Origin of the sequence: Lactobacillus laiwuensis (assembly GCF_019972835.1) — a bacterium.
In the GTDB taxonomy this organism is placed as follows: Bacteria; Bacillota; Bacilli; order Lactobacillales; family Lactobacillaceae; genus Lactobacillus; species Lactobacillus laiwuensis.
Genome location: NZ_BPPB01000005.1, coordinates 249,456 through 269,731 on the forward strand (window position 1 = coordinate 249,456; position 20,276 = coordinate 269,731).

The 20,276-nt window shown below is 35.9% G+C and carries 18 protein-coding genes and 1 pseudogene; 10 read left to right on the forward strand and 9 right to left on the reverse strand.

All coding sequences use genetic code 11. From position 1 onward, the window contains the following. Positions 1-59: 59 nt before the first annotated feature. The 8 genes from yhfZ to LDM92_RS05605 are packed head-to-tail and all read left to right on the forward strand — an operon-like array spanning position 60 to position 7,451. Positions 60-977 carry a GntR family transcriptional regulator YhfZ gene (gene yhfZ / locus LDM92_RS05570; protein ID WP_223902378.1) on the forward strand — a complete coding sequence of 306 codons (918 nt, stop codon included), beginning with the start codon at positions 60-62 and terminating at the stop codon, positions 975-977. A gap of 17 nt (positions 978-994) precedes the next feature. Further along, positions 995-1,351, forward strand: coding sequence for a PRD domain-containing protein (locus tag LDM92_RS05575; protein ID WP_223902379.1), 357 nt, complete (start codon positions 995-997; stop codon positions 1,349-1,351). A gap of 1 nt (position 1,352) precedes the next feature. Further along, the gene (locus LDM92_RS05580) at positions 1,353-1,715 is read left to right on the forward strand and encodes a DUF2620 domain-containing protein (protein WP_198212572.1); all 363 of its coding nucleotides are present in this window, start codon (positions 1,353-1,355) and stop codon (positions 1,713-1,715) included. A gap of 55 nt (positions 1,716-1,770) precedes the next feature. Beyond that, positions 1,771-3,066, forward strand: coding sequence for a YhfT family protein (locus tag LDM92_RS05585; protein WP_223902380.1), 1,296 nt, complete (start codon positions 1,771-1,773; stop codon positions 3,064-3,066). A gap of 9 nt (positions 3,067-3,075) precedes the next feature. Then, positions 3,076-3,969, forward strand: a complete 894-nt coding sequence (locus tag LDM92_RS05590; RefSeq protein ID WP_223902381.1) for a phosphotriesterase family protein — start codon at positions 3,076-3,078, stop codon at positions 3,967-3,969. Beyond that, positions 3,962-5,059 (forward strand): aminotransferase class V-fold PLP-dependent enzyme, encoded by a 1,098-nt coding sequence (locus LDM92_RS05595; protein WP_223902382.1) that lies wholly within the window; start codon positions 3,962-3,964, stop codon positions 5,057-5,059. The genes LDM92_RS05590 and LDM92_RS05595 overlap by 8 nt, the downstream gene beginning before the upstream one ends. Next, positions 5,059-6,225, forward strand: a complete 1,167-nt coding sequence (locus LDM92_RS05600; protein ID WP_223902383.1) for an alanine racemase — start codon at positions 5,059-5,061, stop codon at positions 6,223-6,225. The genes LDM92_RS05595 and LDM92_RS05600 overlap by 1 nt, the downstream gene beginning before the upstream one ends. Then, positions 6,225-7,451, forward strand: a complete 1,227-nt coding sequence (locus tag LDM92_RS05605) for a phosphopentomutase (RefSeq protein ID WP_187154088.1) — start codon at positions 6,225-6,227, stop codon at positions 7,449-7,451. Before LDM92_RS05600 ends, LDM92_RS05605 begins: the two co-directional genes overlap by 1 nt. A gap of 82 nt (positions 7,452-7,533) precedes the next feature. Here the strand turns inward: LDM92_RS05605 and LDM92_RS05610 are convergent, their stop codons facing one another. After that, the gene (locus tag LDM92_RS05610; protein WP_223902384.1) at positions 7,534-8,457 is read right to left on the reverse strand and encodes a LysR family transcriptional regulator; all 924 of its coding nucleotides are present in this window, start codon (positions 8,455-8,457) and stop codon (positions 7,534-7,536) included. A gap of 115 nt (positions 8,458-8,572) precedes the next feature. Here LDM92_RS05610 and LDM92_RS05615 point away from each other — a divergent pair, with 115 nt between their 5' ends. Together LDM92_RS05615 and LDM92_RS05620 are read left to right on the forward strand one after the other, a co-directional pair. Next, positions 8,573-10,354, forward strand: coding sequence for an FAD-binding protein (locus LDM92_RS05615; protein ID WP_223902385.1), 1,782 nt, complete (start codon positions 8,573-8,575; stop codon positions 10,352-10,354). Between the two features lie 106 nt (positions 10,355-10,460). Then, positions 10,461-10,973, forward strand: coding sequence for an O-acetyl-ADP-ribose deacetylase (locus LDM92_RS05620; RefSeq protein WP_223902386.1), 513 nt, complete (start codon positions 10,461-10,463; stop codon positions 10,971-10,973). Between the two features lie 164 nt (positions 10,974-11,137). Here LDM92_RS05620 and LDM92_RS05625 read toward each other — a convergent pair whose 3' ends face one another. From LDM92_RS05625 to LDM92_RS05660, 8 genes and pseudogenes are all read right to left on the reverse strand, one after another. Then, positions 11,138-12,754, reverse strand: coding sequence for a glycoside hydrolase family 13 protein (locus tag LDM92_RS05625; protein ID WP_223902387.1), 1,617 nt, complete (start codon positions 12,752-12,754; stop codon positions 11,138-11,140). A gap of 83 nt (positions 12,755-12,837) precedes the next feature. Further along, on the reverse strand, positions 12,838-13,911 hold the full coding sequence (locus LDM92_RS05630; RefSeq protein WP_223902388.1) for a P1 family peptidase: 1,074 nt from the start codon (positions 13,909-13,911) through the stop codon (positions 12,838-12,840). A gap of 109 nt (positions 13,912-14,020) precedes the next feature. Next, positions 14,021-15,967, reverse strand: a complete 1,947-nt coding sequence (locus LDM92_RS05635) for a MucBP domain-containing protein (protein ID WP_223902389.1) — start codon at positions 15,965-15,967, stop codon at positions 14,021-14,023. A 300-nt stretch (positions 15,968-16,267) separates the two neighbouring features. Continuing rightward, positions 16,268-17,971, reverse strand: a complete 1,704-nt coding sequence (locus tag LDM92_RS05640; RefSeq protein ID WP_223902390.1) for an SLAP domain-containing protein — start codon at positions 17,969-17,971, stop codon at positions 16,268-16,270. 163 nt (positions 17,972-18,134) lie between these two features. Then, a pseudogene (locus tag LDM92_RS09895) lies at positions 18,135-18,272 on the reverse strand (hypothetical protein); the annotation flags it as partial. Positions 18,273-18,287: 15 nt separating this feature from the next. Then, the gene (locus tag LDM92_RS05650; protein ID WP_223902391.1) at positions 18,288-19,121 is read right to left on the reverse strand and encodes a MucBP domain-containing protein; all 834 of its coding nucleotides are present in this window, start codon (positions 19,119-19,121) and stop codon (positions 18,288-18,290) included. After that, complete coding sequence (locus LDM92_RS05655) at positions 19,088-19,357, reverse strand: hypothetical protein (RefSeq protein ID WP_223902392.1); 270 nt, start codon at positions 19,355-19,357, stop codon at positions 19,088-19,090. The genes LDM92_RS05650 and LDM92_RS05655 overlap by 34 nt, the downstream gene beginning before the upstream one ends. 172 nt (positions 19,358-19,529) lie before the next feature. Beyond that, a partial coding sequence (locus LDM92_RS05660; protein WP_223902393.1) for a MucBP domain-containing protein occupies positions 19,530-20,276 on the reverse strand: 747 nt, incomplete at its 5' end.

The window sequence follows — 20,276 nt, forward strand, 5'->3', positions numbered from 1 at the left end:
TACTGAAATCGTATTCAATATACGGTATTTTGAATATTCTATAAAAAGGGGATTTTAAATTGCAAACTGCACAGTATAAAATGAGAGGATTAGCGCTAACATTTTTAGCAAAAAAGTATTTACTTTTGGAACCTGACGATCGCGTACCAACAGTAGAGGAATTTTGCAAAGAATCAAATATATCTCAGGGTACAATGCAGGCAGCAATTAGTATCTTAAAGGAGGATGGTGCAATTAGTACAAGATCAAGAGGTCATTTAGGTACATTTGTTGAAAACGTTAATCATCATAAACTACTTTCTTATATAGGAAATCATACATTGGTTGGTTCATTACCACTACCATATACTAAAAAATATGAAGGACTCGCAACTGGAATTTACAAGGCATTTTTCAACAATGAGATTCAGGTTAGCCTTTCGTATATGAATGGTAGTGAAAAGAGACTTTCGGGATTACAAGAAGATCGTAGCAATTTCATTATCACTTCAGGATTAACTGCTGATTATTTAATTAAAAGGAATGCCAACTTGGCTGAATTTTTAGTACTGCCTGAACAAACTTATGTTACAAAGCACGTTTTAGTTTTCAGAAAAGGTGAAGATGCACAAATAAAAAGTGGTGCCAAAATTGGGGTAGATACACAGTCCATTGATTATACTTTACTGACAAAATATGTAACCAAAGGAAAAGATGTGCAATTAGTTCAAATGCCTTATAACCAAGTAAGTAAAAGTATAGAAGAAGGACTAATCGACTATGCTATTTGGAATGAGGATGAAGTTGTCGAACATAACTATCCACTTGCTTATAGTGAAATAGATAATAACTTAACTGTTCGCTCTTCTCAAGCTGCATTTGTTGGTAAAAAAACGGATATTTTTACAAAAAGTATTTTAGAGAAAACGATAGATGTAGATAAATTGCTAAGCACACAGAAAAAAGTGATTTCTGGAGAACTTCTTCCAGAATATTAAGGATGTGGTCATTTTTAATGCAAAAACAGACACAAAATAAGCTGAATATACTATTGCAGGCAGGTAAAATTAATGATTTAGACCTAAAATTTCTTAACGAAATTGATAATGATTTGAGTAAATATGATGATGGAAACAAAGAAGAGATGTTGTTAATTCATGTAGCAATGACCATTTCAAGACAAAGAAATAACGAGAAGATTGATGCCATGCCGGAAGCTCTTTGGCAACAAATAGAAAATAAGCCTGCATATCAACGAGCAAAGCAATATTGGCTAGAAAAGAAAGCAAAAGTAACTGTTGTCCTTAGTAAAGATGAAGATCAATATATTATTATGCATTTAGTAAATGTTTTATCGAAGGGTGGTCAATAATATGACTAAAATAGTAATTGGTGGTCAAATGGGCAAAGAAGAAATCAGACAAGACTTAGAAAAATTAACAAGCGATAAAAATGTCGAAATTACTGTGCAGAGTGACCTGGATGCTGCAATGGCAGTTCAAAATCATCAAGCTGATTTTTACATCGGTGCCTGTCAAACTGGTGCTGGAGGTGCATTAGCGATGGCTACCGCCTTACTTGGTTCAGGAAAAACCCTCACTGTTGCTACACCAACTAAGGTATTAAAAGCAGATGAAATTAAAAAAGGGGTAGAAAGTGGCAAAGTTGCTTTTGGCTTTACATTTAATGCTAAAGATACTGTATTGCCAGAAATTGTTAAGGCATTACCTTTATAGTGTTTTTAATATCAATATTCAATTTTTAGAATATTGAATATAAGGAGGAGATAAAATGTCAATGACTACAATTATAAATTATGTTCTAATAGCCCTGGTTGGGGGCGTTGGTTCAGTTTTGGCGAATAAAGGCATTGCTGTTTTCAATGATGGATTAAGACCAATTTATCCAGAGTATTTTGACCACAAAATTAATAGACGTGAATTAGCTCTAACATCTTTTGGGGTTAGTTTTGGTTTAATTATTGGATTTGGTATTCCAGTATCAATTGGTTCAACAATTTTACTTGCTCATAGTATTTTGCTGGCTTGTGATATTTTTGGCACTTGGACACCTGATAATAAATGGGGCGCTGCCATTGCTTTTGCTATTGGTTCAGTTTATGGCGCAGGATTGTTACTTGGCTTATCTTGGATAGTTAGATTATTCAAAATGTTGCCATTTAATTTTTTCGGAGCACTTTCTCTTTTAGGTAGTCCAATATTGCTTGCCTTTTGTGCATTTCCTGCAATTGCAGTTGCAGAGCAACATAATGTAAAAAAAGGTCTTATTACCTTTGTTTGGACCTTTGTAACTTACATTCTAATTAGTAAGTTTGGAATCTTTAACTTGGGTAATGGTATTACCATCACTTTGAACGCAACCGGTATGGCACTATTAGTGGCCATGATTTGTATGGTTTATTACGCAGCCAAAGTAAAGGGAACCAATAACTCAAACGAAAATTTGGTTAATGTCTTTTCTGCACGTATTGGAAGAATTAAGAAAAATTGGATTTGGCTTTCATTAATGGGGGGCTTGATCACTGCTGCTTCAAGTGAATTAATTCTTGCAGTTGATGTTCTTCCTCAGCAATTATTGATTAAAGGGCAAATTCAAGAAGCAGCAATGGCAACTTTTGCCAGAGCCATCGGATTCATTCCCTTAGTATTTTCAACCGCTATTGTAACTGGTGTTTATGGTATGGCTGGAACAACCTTAATTTTTGCAATCGGCTTGTTATTAAAAGGTCAACCGTTAGTTGCCTTTATCGCAGGTGCTGTCTGGATGTGGATTGAAGTCCAAGCCTTAGGTGCTACCGCTAAAGGAATGGATAAGTTCCCAGGTTTACGTGACATGGGTGACCATATTCGTACTTCTCTGATGGAAACCATTTCAACTTCGTTATTAATTGGGGCGGCCATTGCATGTAATAAGATGGCACCAAATCTAGGATTCTTCTGGGTCATTGGTACCTGGCTCTTAAATAAAAAAATGAAAAAGCCTCTAGTTGATATGGCCGTGGGACCAATAGCTACTATAGCTTTAGGACTTTTATTAAATATTTTAAGAATAGTGCATTTATTCTAAGGAGATTATATGACAGTTTTAAAACCAGGTATTACATATGCCCATGAACATATTCCTATAGATCGTTCTGAAGTAATTGAGGATGAAGATGCATTACTTGATTCCCAACAGCTTGTAATACAGGAATTAAAAGGGCTTTATAAAAAAGGAGTAAGAAACATTGTTGAAGCAACCTGTCGAGGTATTGGAAGGAATGTAGCTTATGCACAAAAAGTAGCTGCAGAAACAGGAATTAATATTGTCCAAGCTACAGGCTGGTATCAATCTGCCTTTTTACCAATAGAAGTATATCAGTTATCAGTCACACAATTAGCTGAAATGATGATCAAAGACATTACAATAGGAATTAAAAATACAGATATTAAAGCTGGAGTTATAGGAGAAATTGCCACAACTAAAAATAGGTGGACTGAACAAGAAGAAAAAGTATTTAATGCAGCAGTTATTGCTAGTAAAGAAACTCATACTCCAATTATGACACATACCTCAATAGGTACTTTAGGACACGAGCAAGTTGAATTTTTTCAAAAAAAACATGCTAATTTAAGCAAAATCATTATCGGACATGTTGATTTAACCGGTAATCCTAATTATGTTTTAGAAATGTTAAAGACAGGAATCAACGTAGAAATAGATACTATAGGCAAAAATAATTATATGTCTGATGCTAAAAGGGTCGAAATAATTAAAGCAGCCCAAGATGCAGGCTTTACAGATCAAATTGTTATGTCGATGGACATAACCAGAAAATCTCATTTAAAAGCAAATGGTGGCATTGGTTATGCTTATTTATTGGATAGTTTCATTCCTGAGCTAAAAGCTGGCGGTGTAACTGAGGAGTTTATTAATAAAATGCTGGTAGAAAACCCTCAAAGAATTTTTGGTGGTGATTGGAATGACTGATTTTACAACATATCCGCTAGAAAGTATTACACCGGATGAAGCTTTAAAAAAGCAGTGGCAATTAGTAGATGCAATTACTAATGTTTTTGCGGGTAATGAGATTATTACCAGAGGAGACTTGGGAGTTATTCCAGGATTAAATGAACCCAAGTTTACAAAAAAGGCAGAGGAAGTAATCGCTAAGTTTTTTAATACTGAAGCCGCCATGCTGGTAAGAGGTTCAGGTACTGGCGCTATTAGAAACGCACTACATTCTGCTTTAAATGCGGGACAAACTTTGTTAGTTCATGAAGCTCCAATTTATCCCACTACCCAAGTTTCTCTAACTATGATGGGTGTAAAAACAAAAGAAGTTGATTTCAATGAAATTGATACTGTTAAATTACCGGAAAATATTGCGGGCATATTAGTTCAATATACTAGACAAAAGCCTGATGATTCTTATGATATGGGTCACGTTTTAAAAGTCTTAAGGACACACTATAACCGCAATATTCCTATCATTACAGATGATAATTACGCTGTTATGAAAGTGCATAAAATTGGAACTGAACTAGGTGCAGATTTAAGTTGTTTTTCCACATTTAAGCTATTGGGTCCTGAAGGGATAGGATGTATAGTCGGTAAAAAAATATATTTGGATAAACTACGAGAAGAAAATTATTCGGGTGGTTCGCAAGTTCAGGGGCATGAAGCTTTGGATGTTTTAAGGGGCATGGTATATGCACCTGTTGCATTAGCTAATCAGGCTCGAGTTATTAATGAGTTAAAAGAGAGACTTAATAACAACGAGGTTCCAGGGATCAAAAAAGCTTACGTTGCAAATGCACAATCAAAAGTTTTACTGGTGGAATTTGCTCATCCGATAGCAAAAGAAATTTTAAAAAATGTAGCTAAATTTGGTGGGGCACCTAATCCAGTTGGTGCAGAATCTAAATATGAAATTGTTCCTATGATATACAGAGTTTCAGGAACATTTAAAGCATATGATCCTGAATTATTGGACAATACTATTCGAATAAATCCATATAGAGCAGGTGCAGATACTATTATTAACATTTTACAAAAATGTATAAGGGAGGTGAAATAATGTTTTTACCTTCACTAAAAAAATATAACCCTTGTCTAATTGATTATGCAGTTCAACTTCATCAAAGTGGTCGGATTTTACCAGACACTTATGTCGTTGATTTGGAAGCAATTAAGAATAATACCAAAAAAATGGTTAAGGTAGCTCAAGAAAATAAGGTTGAATTGCTTTATATGACAAAGCAATTTGGTCGTAATCCAGTTATAGCCAAAACGATTGAAGAAGCCGGAATACCACTAGCAGTAGTTGTTGATTTTAGGGAAGCGGAAACCTTTATGCATTATGGACTGCATCTCGGTAATGTGGGAAATTTGGTGCAAATGCCGAGAAGCTTAGTAAAAAAAGTCTTAGCTTATGGAACCAAATACGTAACGGTTTATTCGATGAACAGTTTAGTATATATCAATCAGATAGCTAAAGAATTAAAAATAACTCAAAAAATCATCCTTAAAGTTATAGGAAATAGTGATGAACTCTATCCGGGACAAGTGGGAGGGTTAACTATCAGCGAGTTTGAGTCTAATTTCACTAAAATCGTAAACTTTTCAAATGTTGAGTTGGTTGGTATAACCTGTTTTCCCGCCCTTTTATTTAATGACACTACTAATAAAATTGAACCTACTACTAATATTAAAACTGTAGAAAAAGTCAGAAAAATATTTCGGGAAAATAATTATCCTTTACAGGTTGTGAGTTTACCTTCTGCTACATGTTGCAATTCAATTCCATTAATTAAAAAATTGGGAGGAAACGAAGGGGAGCCCGGTCATGGTTTATCAGGTACTACGCCACTTCATGCAAATTCAAGGCAACCGGAAATTCCGGCATACTGCTATGTTAGTGAGATTTCGCATAGTTTTAAGGGCCACAGCTATTTTTATGGCGGAGGATATTACAGAAGAGGACATGCACATAATGCATTAGTATTTGCTGATAATCAGGAATATGAAAGTAAAGTTTTGCCTTTTGATAGTGAAAGCATTGACTATTACTTGGAGCTTGAAGATTCTTATACAGAGGGTGCAACAGTTATTACTGATTTTAGGACGCAAATTTTTGTTACAAGAAGTGTTGTAGCGATTGTAGATGGTTTGCAATCAGGCAAGCCAAAATTATTAGGTTTATATGATAGTCAGGGCAAGCATATGCCTAAGGAGATAATGTAATGAGTAAATTTGGTGTAATAGTTTTAGACGGCTTTGGTGTTGGTGCAATGGACGATGTACCTCAAGTCCGGCCTAATGATGTTGGTTCAAATACAGCTTTAAATATCATTAAAGCTGAGCCGAATATTGACATTCCCAATCTTGAAAGATTAGGTTTAATTAATGCAATTGGTGTTGAACGTGGCAGACATATTTTTTCGCCAGACGCGAACTGGGGTACAGCTCTTCTTAAACATCACGGAGCTGATTCTTATTTAGGACACCAAGAAATAATGGGAACTAATCCACCAATGCCTTTACTTCAACCCTTTAATGAAGTAATTGATCAGGTTGAAAAGCAGGTAAAAGAAGACGGTTTTGCTGTAAAAAGATACGGAGATCCAGGATTAGAAATTTTAGTTGTTAATAACTGTGCAACTGTTGCTGATAATTTAGAAGCAGATCCAGGACAAGTATATAATGTTACGGCTACTTTAGATAAAATGTCATTTGCAGAAATTACAAAATTAGGAGAATCTGTTAGAAAAGTAGTCAAAGTATCCAGAGTAATTGCTTTTGGTGGTAGTGATGTGACCATTGATAATATTCTTGATGCTCGGCACATTAAAAAAGAAAAGTATGTTGGTATTTCTGCACCGGAATCAGGTGTATATAAGAAAAATTACCATGTTGTTCATTTAGGTTACGGTATTAATCCCAAGGTCCAGCTAGCTAGTATTTTAATTCGCCATGGAATTGATGTAGCCTTAATTGGTAAAGCTTCTGATATAGTAAGAGGTGACACTGATAGAAGATTTCCTGGTGTAGATAGTAACTACTTATTTGATAGATTTATGGATCAGGCAAAAGAAATAAGTAATGGATTAATTTTCATGAATATTCAGGAAACTGACTTAGCTGGTCACTCTGAAGATACAGATCATTATGCAAATATTTTGGAAATTGTAAATAGAAGATTGCCAGAAGCGGAGCAGTATTTTACCGGAGATGATATTTTAATTGTCATGGCAGATCATGGTGATGATCCTACTATCGGTCATGCACAACATACTAGGGAAAAGGTTCCTTTATTAATATATAAAGAGAATGTTCATTATAAATATGTTGGTGAAAGAGAATCTCTTTCTGATGTTGGTGCAACTGGGGCTGAATTCTTTGGAGTAGAAATGCCACAGAATGGAACTAGCTTTCTTAACAGAATAACAGGCGGTGTAGATATTTCTTGATAGTGCTATAACATATTTAAGGTTTTTGCTATTTATATAGAAGAAAAATGCGGCTTTTGTGAGTCGCATTTTTTGTTTTGTCCTAATTTTGCCAACCTGTTTTGATTATTAAATCTGCAAAACTTCTAGCAATGTTTTGTAATTGAATAGGAGCATCTCTGCTGATACTTAAGCCTGTATCTAAGTTTAAACTGGATAATGGTAATTTCATGTAGTTGAATTCTAATGAACTGTCAATATAGTTTAACGTATTAGCGAGAGTAATAGTTATACCAAAGCCTTGAATTGCTAACTCTACAGCTCCTATAAAGTCATTGACTGTGATAGATTGATTAACCTTAATCCCATTATCTATAAAAAGATGGTTAACCGCTTCTTGAAACCAAGAACCATTTTCTAACGCTACTAAATTTGAACCATTAAGTTGATTAAATTTAGCTTTACTAAAAGAAATTTCTCTTACTCCTCTTTGATAAATAGCAGAATTTTTAGGAATAATTAAATAGGCTATTTGTCTGTATAAAAACTTAGAACTAATTTCATTGCCTTTAAGATAACGTCCCCAAAATATATCATAAATATGATTAGCAATTAGATTATAAGATGTATTGCTGGTGAATACTTTTTGCAGGAAAAATTTAGTATGTGGAAATTCGTTTTGTAACTGTTTAATTATTTTACCTTGTTGTTTTGTCCATATAGGAGTATATGCAATCTTAATTGTATCTTCTTTTGACGCAATAAATGGTCTTAAATTGGCATTGATTTCGTTTCTATCGCTAATAATTTTAAGCAACCCATTCCGAACTTGTTCTCCTGCAGGGGTTATACTAATTGGTATTGTTTTACGATTAATCAGTTTAACCTTGTAATATGCCTCTGCATTTTTAAGAACTTGACTAATATATGGCTGACTTAAATATAACTGAGTTGCAATTTCGCTAATGCTTTTACAGTATTTAGTACTCTCTAAAATTTTAAAGACTAATTCTTCATCAAGTTTCATTATTGATATTCACTTATATTCAACTTATAAAATAACTATTTAACAAGTCACATTATATCATTGATAATAAGGATGTAAACGGTTATATGAAGTCAAATAGTAGGAGAACATAATAATGAAACCAGAATATAAAGCGAAATATGATGTTGTTGTTCTAGGGTTTGGTGGAGCGGGTGCTACCGCTGCACGTTTTGCAGCAGATAATGGAGCAAAAGTCTTGCTGGTTGACTCTGCTCCATACGGTCATGAAGGTGGAAATACCAGGTATTGTATTCAGCTGATTGGAACAGGGGATAACTATGAGAAGCTGTTAGCATATTATAAGAAGTTGTCTGCACCGATGGATGAAGATGAAAAAGTACAAGAAGTTTATGCAAAAGGTATGACCAATATGAGAGAGTATTTGGAAAAATATCTAAATGTTAATCCAGTTAGTGTAAGACATGATAATTTAGATACCTCTAAATATGCTTTTCCTTTACAAGAGATGCTGGAAGAATTTCCAGAATATGAAGGAGCAAATACATTTGATTTTTCATTAGTTCATGAAGGGATAGCTGACAGTGCATTATGGAAAATATTGCGACAAAAGGTAATTGATAGAAGTACGAATATTGATGTTTGGCTTAATTCAAGAGCTAAACATTTGATTATTGATCCAGATGATAAAACTGTAGTAGGTGCAATTATTGAACGTAACGGTAAAAATATTAGGGTTGCTGCGACTAAAGGGGTAGTTTTAACGTTAGGTGGTTATGAAAATAGTCGTGAAATGGCTCAGACATATTTAAATAGCAAATATCTGGCACCATTTGGCACTTTGTACAATAAGGGAGATGGCATTAGATTATCTATTGAAGCTGGCGCACAATTATGGCACATGTGGAATTATGAAAGTGCAGGTGTATTGCCAGGACTAGCTTTCTATACGGAAGAAGGAAAGCGTGCACGACTTGTATTTGATAATTCACAGTTTAAAAATGGAAGCATTATAGCTGTAACTGAAGATGGTACAAGATATATGAATGAGAGTGGGGCAAATCGCCATGGCCATGTTTATAATCATGGCAGATGGGATATACCACGTTATCACACAAATATCCATCTTGTTTTTGATCAAAAACAACTTAAAAAAATAAAATCAAAACCTGATCCATTTGAAGGCTTTGATAAAACTTTAGTTAAAGCTGCCACTGTTGAAGAACTAGCTGAAAAGATTAATGTCCCTGTTGCTAATTTAAAGCAATCAATTAGTGATTTTAATTTCTTTGTTGATCAAGAAAAAGACTATCAATTTAATAGAGATGTTAAAACTATGAGCAAATTCGACGATGGACCATTTTATGCTATTAAGATGGTAAACAGTGTTCTAAATACTCAAGGCGGACCTAAACGTAATAGTAAGGCTCAAATTGTCGATCAAACGGATCAGCCTATTAAACATTTATACGGTGCCGGTGAACTTGGAGGAGTTTGTGTAAATAACTATCAAACAGCATGCAATATCGCTGAATGTTTAATATTTGGGAAAATAGCTGGTGAGAATGTTACAAAAGAAGAAAGTAAGAAAGTTGCTGCTTCTACAGAAATGAATGGGCAGAATGATCTAATTAATCATGAAGATAAAATTACATTAGACAGTAACCAATACCTGGGTGTTTCTCATTCAGGTATGGGTGACGAAATTAAAGTTCGGGTTACTTATCAAGATAGTCGAATCACCAACGTAGAAATTGTTTCTGAAAACGAAAGTGAGGATGTTGGTAAAAGAGCGTTAAAGGTTGTACCACAAGAAATAGTTAATGCAAATTCAATAGATGTCGATGCCGTTACTGGAGCAACTAGGACAAGTAAAGCAATTGAAGAAGCTGTAGAGAATGCACTGAAAAATAAATAATTATGTATGCTAACTTCTCGAAAATGCGGCTCACATGAGTCGCATTTTTTTGTTTTGGCAAAAAAATAATTTGGGCTTAAAATGAAATAAAAAAGAGGCCAAGTTTATGGAAAATATCAAAATTATTCAAGGGGACATAACTAAATTAACGTTAGATGCAATTGTTAATGCTGCCAATAAGACATTGTTAGGTGGCCTGGGTGTTGATGGGGCAATACACCGGGCAGCTGGACCGCAGCTGCTGGCCGAGTGCAGACAGCTTCATGGCTGTAAAACGGGCCAGGCTAAAATTACCAAAGGATACAAGTTACCTGCTAAGTTTGTCATTCATACCGTGGGGCCAATTTATTCTGGTTCTAAACAAGATAATGAGTTATTAAAAGACTGTTATGTAAACTCGTTAGCTTTAGCTAGAGATCATAATCTGCATAGTATTGCTTTTCCGGCAATTTCTACAGGAGCTTACGGTTTTCCGGCTGCACCAGCTGCCCATATTGCTTTTACTGCCGTGCAAAATTGGCTTACGGAGCATTCTGACTATCAAATGAAAGTTATTATGTGTGCCTTTGATGCCCAAACGGCAGAGTTATACCGAACAGAAGTTAAAAAATATGCTTGAGTAAAAATTAAAAAGGTTACTTTCAATTGCTTTTCGAAAATTAATCTTCCTGACATCGAACCACCCCTTTAATTACTAAATCTTATTTTGATGATTCAGCCACAATAATACCCCTAAATTTAGAACAAATTTGGGGGTATTTTTCACGTAAATACGGTTGGTTCTTATTTTACGACCACAGCGAAGGCTTCATATGGCCTTAAGTTAATGTTATTAAGTGATTGCGGTACATTATAGTTACTAATTAAAACCTGGTCAATTTTATCTGGTGCAGAAAACTGTTCAATGCTGCCTGTCAAATTGGCAACAACTAACCAGTGCATGCCTGCGAGTTCACGGTAATAAGCCAAGACGCTAGGGCTGGCGGAAACAGGAGTGAAGCTGCCATTAGTGATAATTTCGTTCTCATGACGTAACTTAATCAATTTTTGGTAGGTATAAAAAATTGATTGTGGGTCTGCTAAAGCGGCTTGAACGTTAATATCCTGATAATTGGGATTAAGTGCTAGCCAAGGCGTCCCGGTAGTAAAGCCAGCAGCAGCAGCCGCTGACCATTGCATCGGCCTGCGCGCATTGTCGCGCCCTTTAGTATTGATTGACTGGATCAGATCTTCTTTAGTATACCCTTGCTTGAGTCGCTCATTATACATATTGATACTTTCGAGGTCTTCAACTTCAGAGATATCCTTGACTGGACAGTTTGTCATGCCAATTTCTTCACCATTATAAATATAAGGAGTACCTCGCATTAAATGTAAGGCAATGGCAAACATTTTGGCAGATTGTACCCTGTATTTATTATCATTGCCCCAACGAGAAATGACACGGGGAAGATCATGATTTTCCCAAAACAAACTATTCCAGCCATGATTATAATCAATTTGTGTTTGCCATTTAATCAAGACCTCTTTAAGATCGCTGGCCTTAAAGGGTTTAAGATCCCATTTTGTCTTTCCCGGCTGTTTATCAATGTTTTGATCTTCAAACTGAAAAATCATAGAGAGCTCATGCCGATCAGGATCAGAATATTTCCGGGCACTATCGAGACCAGCACTCCAGGTCTCACCAACAGTTACTACATCGCGGTTAGCTAAAACAGCTTGGTTCATTTCCTGAATATAATGATGAAGCTGTGGACCATTTTCGCGAATTTTGCGATCAGGCTCTTTGCCAATCAGTTCGATTACGTCCATTCGGAAGCCGCCAATGCCTTTATCAAGCCAGAAGTTCATCATGTCGTATATTTTGTGCCGTAATTTTGGATTTTGCCAATTCAAATCTGGTTGTTGCGGGGCAAAAAAGTGGAGGTAATACTGGCCCGTTTGAGCATCAAATTGCCAAGCAGAACCTGAAAAGTCAGATTTTAAATCGTTAGGTTCATGACCGGCAACAGGATCACGCCAGATGTAAAAATCACGGTAAGGATTATCTTTACTTTTGCGTGCCTCAATAAACCATTGATGTTGATCAGAAGTATGATTAACAACTAAATCCATGATGATCCGAATGCCGCGTTTTTTAGCCTCACTAATCAACTTATCCATGTCTTGCATAGTGCCATATTGCGGATCAATCGCTTCATAATCAGCAATATCATAACCATTATCGATGCCGGGAGATTTGTAAATTGGCGAAAGCCAAATTGCATCTATTCCCAATTTTTGCAAATAGTCCAAGTGACTTATAATGCCGGGTAGGTCTCCAATACCGTCACCGTTACTGTCTTGGAAAGATTTGGGATAGATCTGATAAATTACTGCATTTTTCCACCATGGTGTCATCTTAATTCTCCTTTGCAATCGCTCACATTTTCAGTTAATTATAACACTGCAAGATAGGAAAAATTATTGTTACCGGTATCTGATTAAAGTCCTAAATCTGCAATTAATTGCACTGCCTCTTTATCATCACCAAGCTGCAATAGGGCATCTTTTAAGCATAACATTGGCTTGCCGTCACGGTCGGGTGTTGTTTGGGCATGAGCCAAAGAACTGAGAATGGCTTCGTGCACAATATCTACCGTAATCCTAAAGTAGCGGTCAATTTTGTCATCAGTAATTGCCTGAATCGTGCTTAATTCATGGTCAGGGAAATGACTTACACGGTTAGCAGTAGAAAAAGCCAGAGTAATCTCGCCACTGCCGTTGCCGCTAAATGAGCCGCTGCGTGTGATGCCGATACCGGAACGTTTGGCAATGCGTTTTAATTGTCTTGAGTTGAACGGAATATCGGTAGCAATTATTGTAATAATACTGCCTTTTTCCTTACTGTCTTTGTTATCCATAAACTTTTTACCAATGGCATGACCATAAATGTTCAAATCAGCACTGAGGCCAAAATTGGACATGACTAGCGCACCCATTGTGAAGGTTTTGCCGTCAATTTCTACTTGTCTTGAAGCAGAACCAATGCCGCCTTTAAGTTCATAGCAGCGCATACCTGTACCGCCACCAACGCCACCTTCAGCGAAATCTGCACTAGCAGCGGTAAAAGCATCGTTGACATCCTCTTCGGTGACGCCTAAATCCCGAATATGGTTAATCGAACTGTCATTGCACTCCATGATGATCGGATTGACACTACCAGTTGAAAGGCCAATTTCAGGATTTTCAGCCAGCATCCTTTTGACTAAAGCCATTGAGGCGGTACCGACACTGAGTGTATTGGTCAAAACCAGGGGTGTTTCAATTGTACCCAGCTCGTTAACTTGAATGAGTCCTGTGCTTTTGCCAAAGCCGTTAATTACATGTGCAGCAGCCGGCATCTTTTCGCGAAAGATATTGTCCGGGCAAGGATTGATTACAGTGACACCAGTTCTGAGTCTGTCAGTGACAATCGTCTTGTGGCCAACGGTAATGCCCGCAACATCAGTGATTAAATTTTTTGGTCCAGGCTTAGTATCGCTAAGCGCAAATAAAAGCGGTTTGTTAAGTCCCATTTTTACTCCTTTTGTGTTTAAAAATTTTCTTCTTTTATTAAAACGGTTCGTTTATTTTTATGCAAGACAAAAAATTCCGTCACTTATGACGGGTTTTTTGAATTTGCAATTATCCTTTTTTCTTTTTACTAAAGTAGTGGGGAAGCAGGCTTCTAATGAGCAACAGCAGGCCTAACAACAGCACAATTATTTGTGAACGTTCATTAGTGCCAGTTTGTGGCAACTCTTCTTCTTGGCCATTGTTGGTGATAAGTATTGGATTAGTGGAGTCAGAATCACGGTCAGAGGATTTGAAAATAGTATAGTTCTCAGTAACACCATTCTTGTTGAGCCTGTGCTTATTTTGGGACTCATTAGTTTGTGAAGTCCCTTTTTGGCTAGGGTTATTACTGGATGAATTTGTGGGACCGTTTTGATCATTTTTTTCAGGTATGGCATTATTTTGAGCATAAATATAAGTTACGCTTTGCGGTGCAGTGCTGAAAAAACCGGTGGCATTCTCAGGCCTTACTTTTAAAGTATAACCCGGGACTTCGACAACACCAGTAGTATAGCCGTCACCCATATTTCCTTGTAATATCATTTCAGGTGCAATTTGATTGCCGTTTTCATCTTGATAATAGACGGTAACATCTGCAGCTTTAATTGGTGTGATGGTAGAGTTGGATTCTGGGTCAGCAGAATAAATAAATTCGATGTTCTGCGGCTGATCAGTGAAAACCCCAGTGGCATTATCTGGGACTTTCTTTACGATATATCCCGGAATTGTCTTCGCAGTCACTTTATAATCAGCGCCCATTTTGCCCTTCAAACTAATTTCAGGTGCAAATGCTCTTTTACTAGTATCCAAGTAAGAAACAGTAATAGGATTACCTGGTCGAATATAAGTGTCACCAAGAATGTCGTGAGCATGGGCAATTAAGACTTTGGACGAATATTTATTATTTCCTTGTGGTGCATCTTCGTTGCCCTTGCCGATATTGACCCAAGTTCCTGGAGTGTTAAGATGTGTATCATTAATATATGTACTTTTACCTAGTTTAAGGGTGTTTAATTTATCAAGTCCATCTAACATATAACCCTTATCAATATTAGGATCTATGACAAAACTTCTGAGATCAAGTTCTTTTAAGCTACTACAATTATTAAACATTCCATTCATATCAATTACGTTAGACGTGTCGAATGATGATAAATCCAACTTGGTTAAGCTGGAGCAATCCTTAAAAGTCCAAATCATTTTTTTAACTTGGCTAGTATTAAACTTACTAAGATCTAAAGCAGTTAAGCTTGAACATCCACTGAACATGCGACTTATATCATCCACCTTGGCTATTGTGAAATCAGGTGAAAACTTAATGCTCTGTAAGTTTTCACAATCTTGAAACATGCTCTCTGCGTGGATAGTATTAGCAGTATTAAAACTTGATAGGTCCAGACTAGCTAATTTACTGCAGCCCGCAAACATAAAAGACATATTATTAACTTTGCTGGTCTGCAAATTAGCAATGCCATCTATGCTGGTTAAATTTTGGCAATTCGCAAACATGTACCGCATATCACTGGTAGCAGATGTATCAAGATTTTCTAAGCCAGTGATTTTAGTTAAATTAGTTAAGTCCTTAAACATTTCCGAAGCTGAGCCAATCTTTAGTTGACCGGTAAATTTAACTTCTTGGATATCATCACTATTAATACCGTTAATGTGAGCTAAAGAGTCCGGTTGACCTACACAGCCACTGGGGACGGTAATTACATGGTTGCTATAACTGACATCAAGATTGCCCCATTTAAATTTAGTAGCACTTGGAGCAGTCGACTCTGCAATTTTTGGCTGAAGTTGTCTTTGAGAGTTTGGTTGCTTCTTACTCCTTAACTTAGAATTAGCATAATTGGTATTATTAGTTTGTTTATTCTTGATTTGTGCTGAAGAGGACAGGGATGGATCTGCTTTAACTGTTATAGAGTTAACAGTTAGTGAACTTAAAATTGCTGTAGCAATACTGAAAAACATTGTTGCTGTTTTGGTTCGCATAGGTTTCTTTTTCTGGCTCATTTTGCTAGTCATTCCTTGATTATAAAATAAACATATATATGATTAATATTTTTCTTATACTTAATTGCCCTTATTATACAATTCATTAAACTTAATAACATCATTTATACATTCTGAGGCCATAGTTTGTGATTTTATGGCTTCTGCATGTATAAATAATTTGATGATAGATAGAAATATTGAAAAAGAGTCAATACTCTTAGATAAATTTATTAATTTTTGAGCATAGAAAAAGAACTCAATTAGCAGTTTTAACTACTAGTTGAGTTCTTTCTATTTATAAAGTAAATCTCTTAATTTTTAAAAGTTTGCTTTCTTGACAAATTGGTTCTTGCCTACGATGTAGTATAACTTATTGTGCATCTTAATAGCACCACCGTAAGTTCTAACTTTCTTATTCTTCTTAAGGACTTTGTGACCATAACGTTTAACTTTGTTATTAGCTTTCTTAGTGTAAATAAAGGCATTATGCTTTAATTTACGGTTGATGCCAGTAACATTATTAGCCTTAACAAAACGGTTCTTGCCTAAAGCATAGAACTTCTTGCCGTTAATGGTCTTAGTACCATAAGTGGTAATAGTTTTGCCAACGAAGTATTCACCTTTTACACGCTTGCCTTTTTGGTTAAAGATATAAGCGTTGTGGGTAACAACTCTCTTAACACCTTTTTTGGTATTCTTAACTGGCTTCTTGTTGTCAGCAGTAGGCTTAGTTGTATCTTGCTTGTTAGTATCCGTCTTATTAGTGTTTTGTTTGTCAGTCGTATTAGATGTGTTGTTACCTGAGTTGTTAGTAGTATTACTTGGAGTTGAAGGTGTGCTTGGAGTTGAAGGTGTGTTTGGTGTAGTTGGAGCAGGTTTGGTGGTAGTGTATTCACCTACATAATCAGTAGCATCATTTTTACCGTCAAACTTCTGCATAAGTTCTACTGAACTTAATCCTTTGTCCTTATTGTCCTTACTATCCTTTAAGAACCAAGTAGTCTTAGTCTTTCCACTAGTTAGACTCTCTTCTACTGAACCAGGGAGTCCTGAATTGTTAATGATATTGCCTGCACCAAGTTTAATATCACTTAAGCTATCCATACCTGACAACATATCTTGATCAATGGTATTTGTTTGATGAGATGGCTTTGCAGTACCTTTATTATCGTCGGTATTGTTAGTGTCAGAAACATTATCTTGAATGTTTTCATCATGTTTAGCCATCTTAAAATTACTAATGTCTAGGGATGTCAAAGCCTTATCACCCTTAAACATTTCCCACATCTTAGTAACTTTTTCGGTGTTGAAATTTTTCAAGCCATCAATTTTAGTTAAACTTGAATCATTACTAAACATATAAGACATGTCTTCTACTAAATCTGTCTTAAAGTTGGATACATCTAAAGTACTTAATGCTTCATCATCAAAGAACATACCCATCATGTCAGTTACACTACTAGTGTCAAAGTTTGACAGGTCTAATGAAGTTAATTTAGGATCACTAGCAAACATTTGTTTCATGTTAGTGACTTCTTTTGTATTGAGGTTCTTTAATCCCCCAATTTTCTCCAAGTTTGGTAAACCGGCAAATAAGGAACTGGCATCACCTTTGAAAGTAACCGCACCATCAATTTTAATGGTTTGAATTTGATCGGTATCAACACCATCAATATTCCAAGCTATTTGGGCAGGATTGATAGGGTTATCTTCACTAACTTTGTAATCATTGTCAATTGTACCGGCTTTAATAGTTAAAGTCTTAGTCTTTTCATCATAACTGCAATTGTCTTTAGTCCATTTTGAAGGCAACAGCATATTTGAATCATCTTCGCCAGCGTTATCACCAGAATTAGCTGGTATTGTCGGCTTTGTATCAGCTGGCTTAACAGGTTGCTCTTCCTGTGATTCGGCAGCCTTAGCTGCAACTGGATTGGTAGCTATGACACTTAAGGCAGCAACTGCCATACTAGTAAATAATATTTTTTTACCTTTATGATAAAAATTATTGTGCTTACTCATTATTTGTCCTCCCTTTTTTCATCTTAATTTCATAATCTCACAGTTAAGTATACACACATATCTCTTATAAATCAATACTTTTATAAGTAATTTCGTATATATAAAAAATTTTTACATCATACGAGTAAATAAAACTTGACTCACATTCATAAAATTTGCTTACTCACGGAAAAATAGATGTAACTAAATCTAAACTAATATTTTTACGGTTAATCCAAGTTCCAATTGAACTGATAAATATGGCTAAGTTACCGAAAAGTAAGGTAACTAGTCGACTTTTTTCATATAAACCAGTCTGCGGTAAAGCTTTAGTATTTTACTTATGAGCAGCAGCTACAGTTTTAACACCATTTTCATTATTAGAAAGCTTGGTTGACTTTAATGATGGTGTAATTTTAGCGGGGGAATTATCACCTGTTACTTCAGAATTAGGGTTAGATTCAGGAGTAAAGCTTTGCCCGTTTTTATCAGTAGGTGTTGTATTAGGTGGGGTATCTGCTTGATTAATTTCATTTTCTGATGCCTTGGTATAAACGTAAACAACATCTTGCGGATTTTTGGTGAAGAAACCAACAGCATTGTTTGGTCGAAGCTTCAAAAGGTAGCCAGCAGCAGTTATAGCAGGAGTGACATATCCGTCACCTATATATCCAGTGATAATTTTGTTTGGAGCAATTTCGTTGCCATTTTCGTCTTGATAATGAACAGTGACAGATGAAGAGGACAAGTTGGGTTTAACCGGAGTTGGCTTTGGTTTAGGATCGGGCATAACAGGTGTCGGATCAACAGGCTTAGGATCGGGATCCGTGATTGAAACAGCAGTATAAGTACCAGGTTTTGAACCATCGTATTGTGCAATTAGCTCAGCTGATGAGAACTTTTCGCCATTATATGACCATGTGACTGGTGTATTTAATCCTGTAATTTTAATAACTGTATTAGAACCGAGTTTTAAAGTGTTGAGACTGGCTAAATCAGATAACATATCACCTGTATTAACACCATTAGATATAGTAAATTTGCTAATATCAAGGTTTTTGAGATTTTTGTCACCAGTAAACATTTTTTGCATATTATAAACTCTGCTCGTATCAAAGCTTGACAAATTCAAATTAGTTAGTTTTGAGCAATACGCAAACATTGCCTGCATATTGGCAATTTTCGATTAGGTTTATTATTCAGATAATCGGCAGAAACTGCGTCATTGTTTGTTTTGGTAGAAGCTAAAGTGGAATTAGATTTAGGATTAACAACTTTCTTAGTCAAAGTGCTGTTAGTTACCTGGTTTTCCGGTAATTTATCCGCTTGAACAACTTGCGAATTGATGCAAAACAATCCCAATGTTGCGACTGCTACACTGCTATATAATGTTTTTTGTTTATTCATAATTTTTCCTATACTACTAATATAAAAAGTGTTCATAAATAGTATATTAGGATATAAATTACAGGCCAAATAAACATTTTTAATATATAAATAAGTCGATGTTTACATAAAAAATACTTCGAAAAGCGATGTATACTTCACGAAGCATTTTTGCAATTAGTATTGATTTTAGTTATTCTTTCTTTTTCCGATTAAACCAAGCACCTGCTGTGCTGCTAATAGTTGCCATAAAACCAAGTAGCAAAGCAGCCAATTGTGAATGTTCATCAGATCCAGTTTGTGGTATTTTTTCATCTTTTTTTGCATTATTATTGCTTGCTAGCTTGGTAGCAGTTTGACCATTATGGTTGTCAGTGTTAATTAAATTACCGGTACTATCATTATTTTTAATACTATTATTACGCTTATGGTTTCCGGTTTCTGTTACCTTGTTGGACTTTCCGGTTTTATCAGTTTTATCCTTTCTCGTATCACCGTCATTAATCTGAGGATTATCCTGATTGTCTTTGGCATATATGTAAATTACGCTTTGTGGATAAGCACTAAAGAAGCCTGTGGCATTATCTGGTCTAGTTTCTAGAGTATAGCCCGCAACAGGCTCGGAACCAGTTGTGTAGCCATCGCCAACGTAACCATTTAAAACTATGTTTTCAGCTAAAGTATTACCGAATTCGTCTTGATATTTTACAGTAACTGGTGCAGCTTTTTGGCGATAGTTTGGAGTAACAGTATCTTTGAGGTTATCTGGTTCAGGCATGCTGTCTTTTTCGTAGACAAAGACAACCGTCTGATCCTTGCTGTTATAGTCCAGGGTGGCAGTATCAGTGCCGGTCACCTTCTCGCCGTTGACAAGGATGTAGCTCAGCTTGTAGCCGGCAATCTGAGGGGCAGTGAACTTCTTGCCTTGCTCGCCATACTC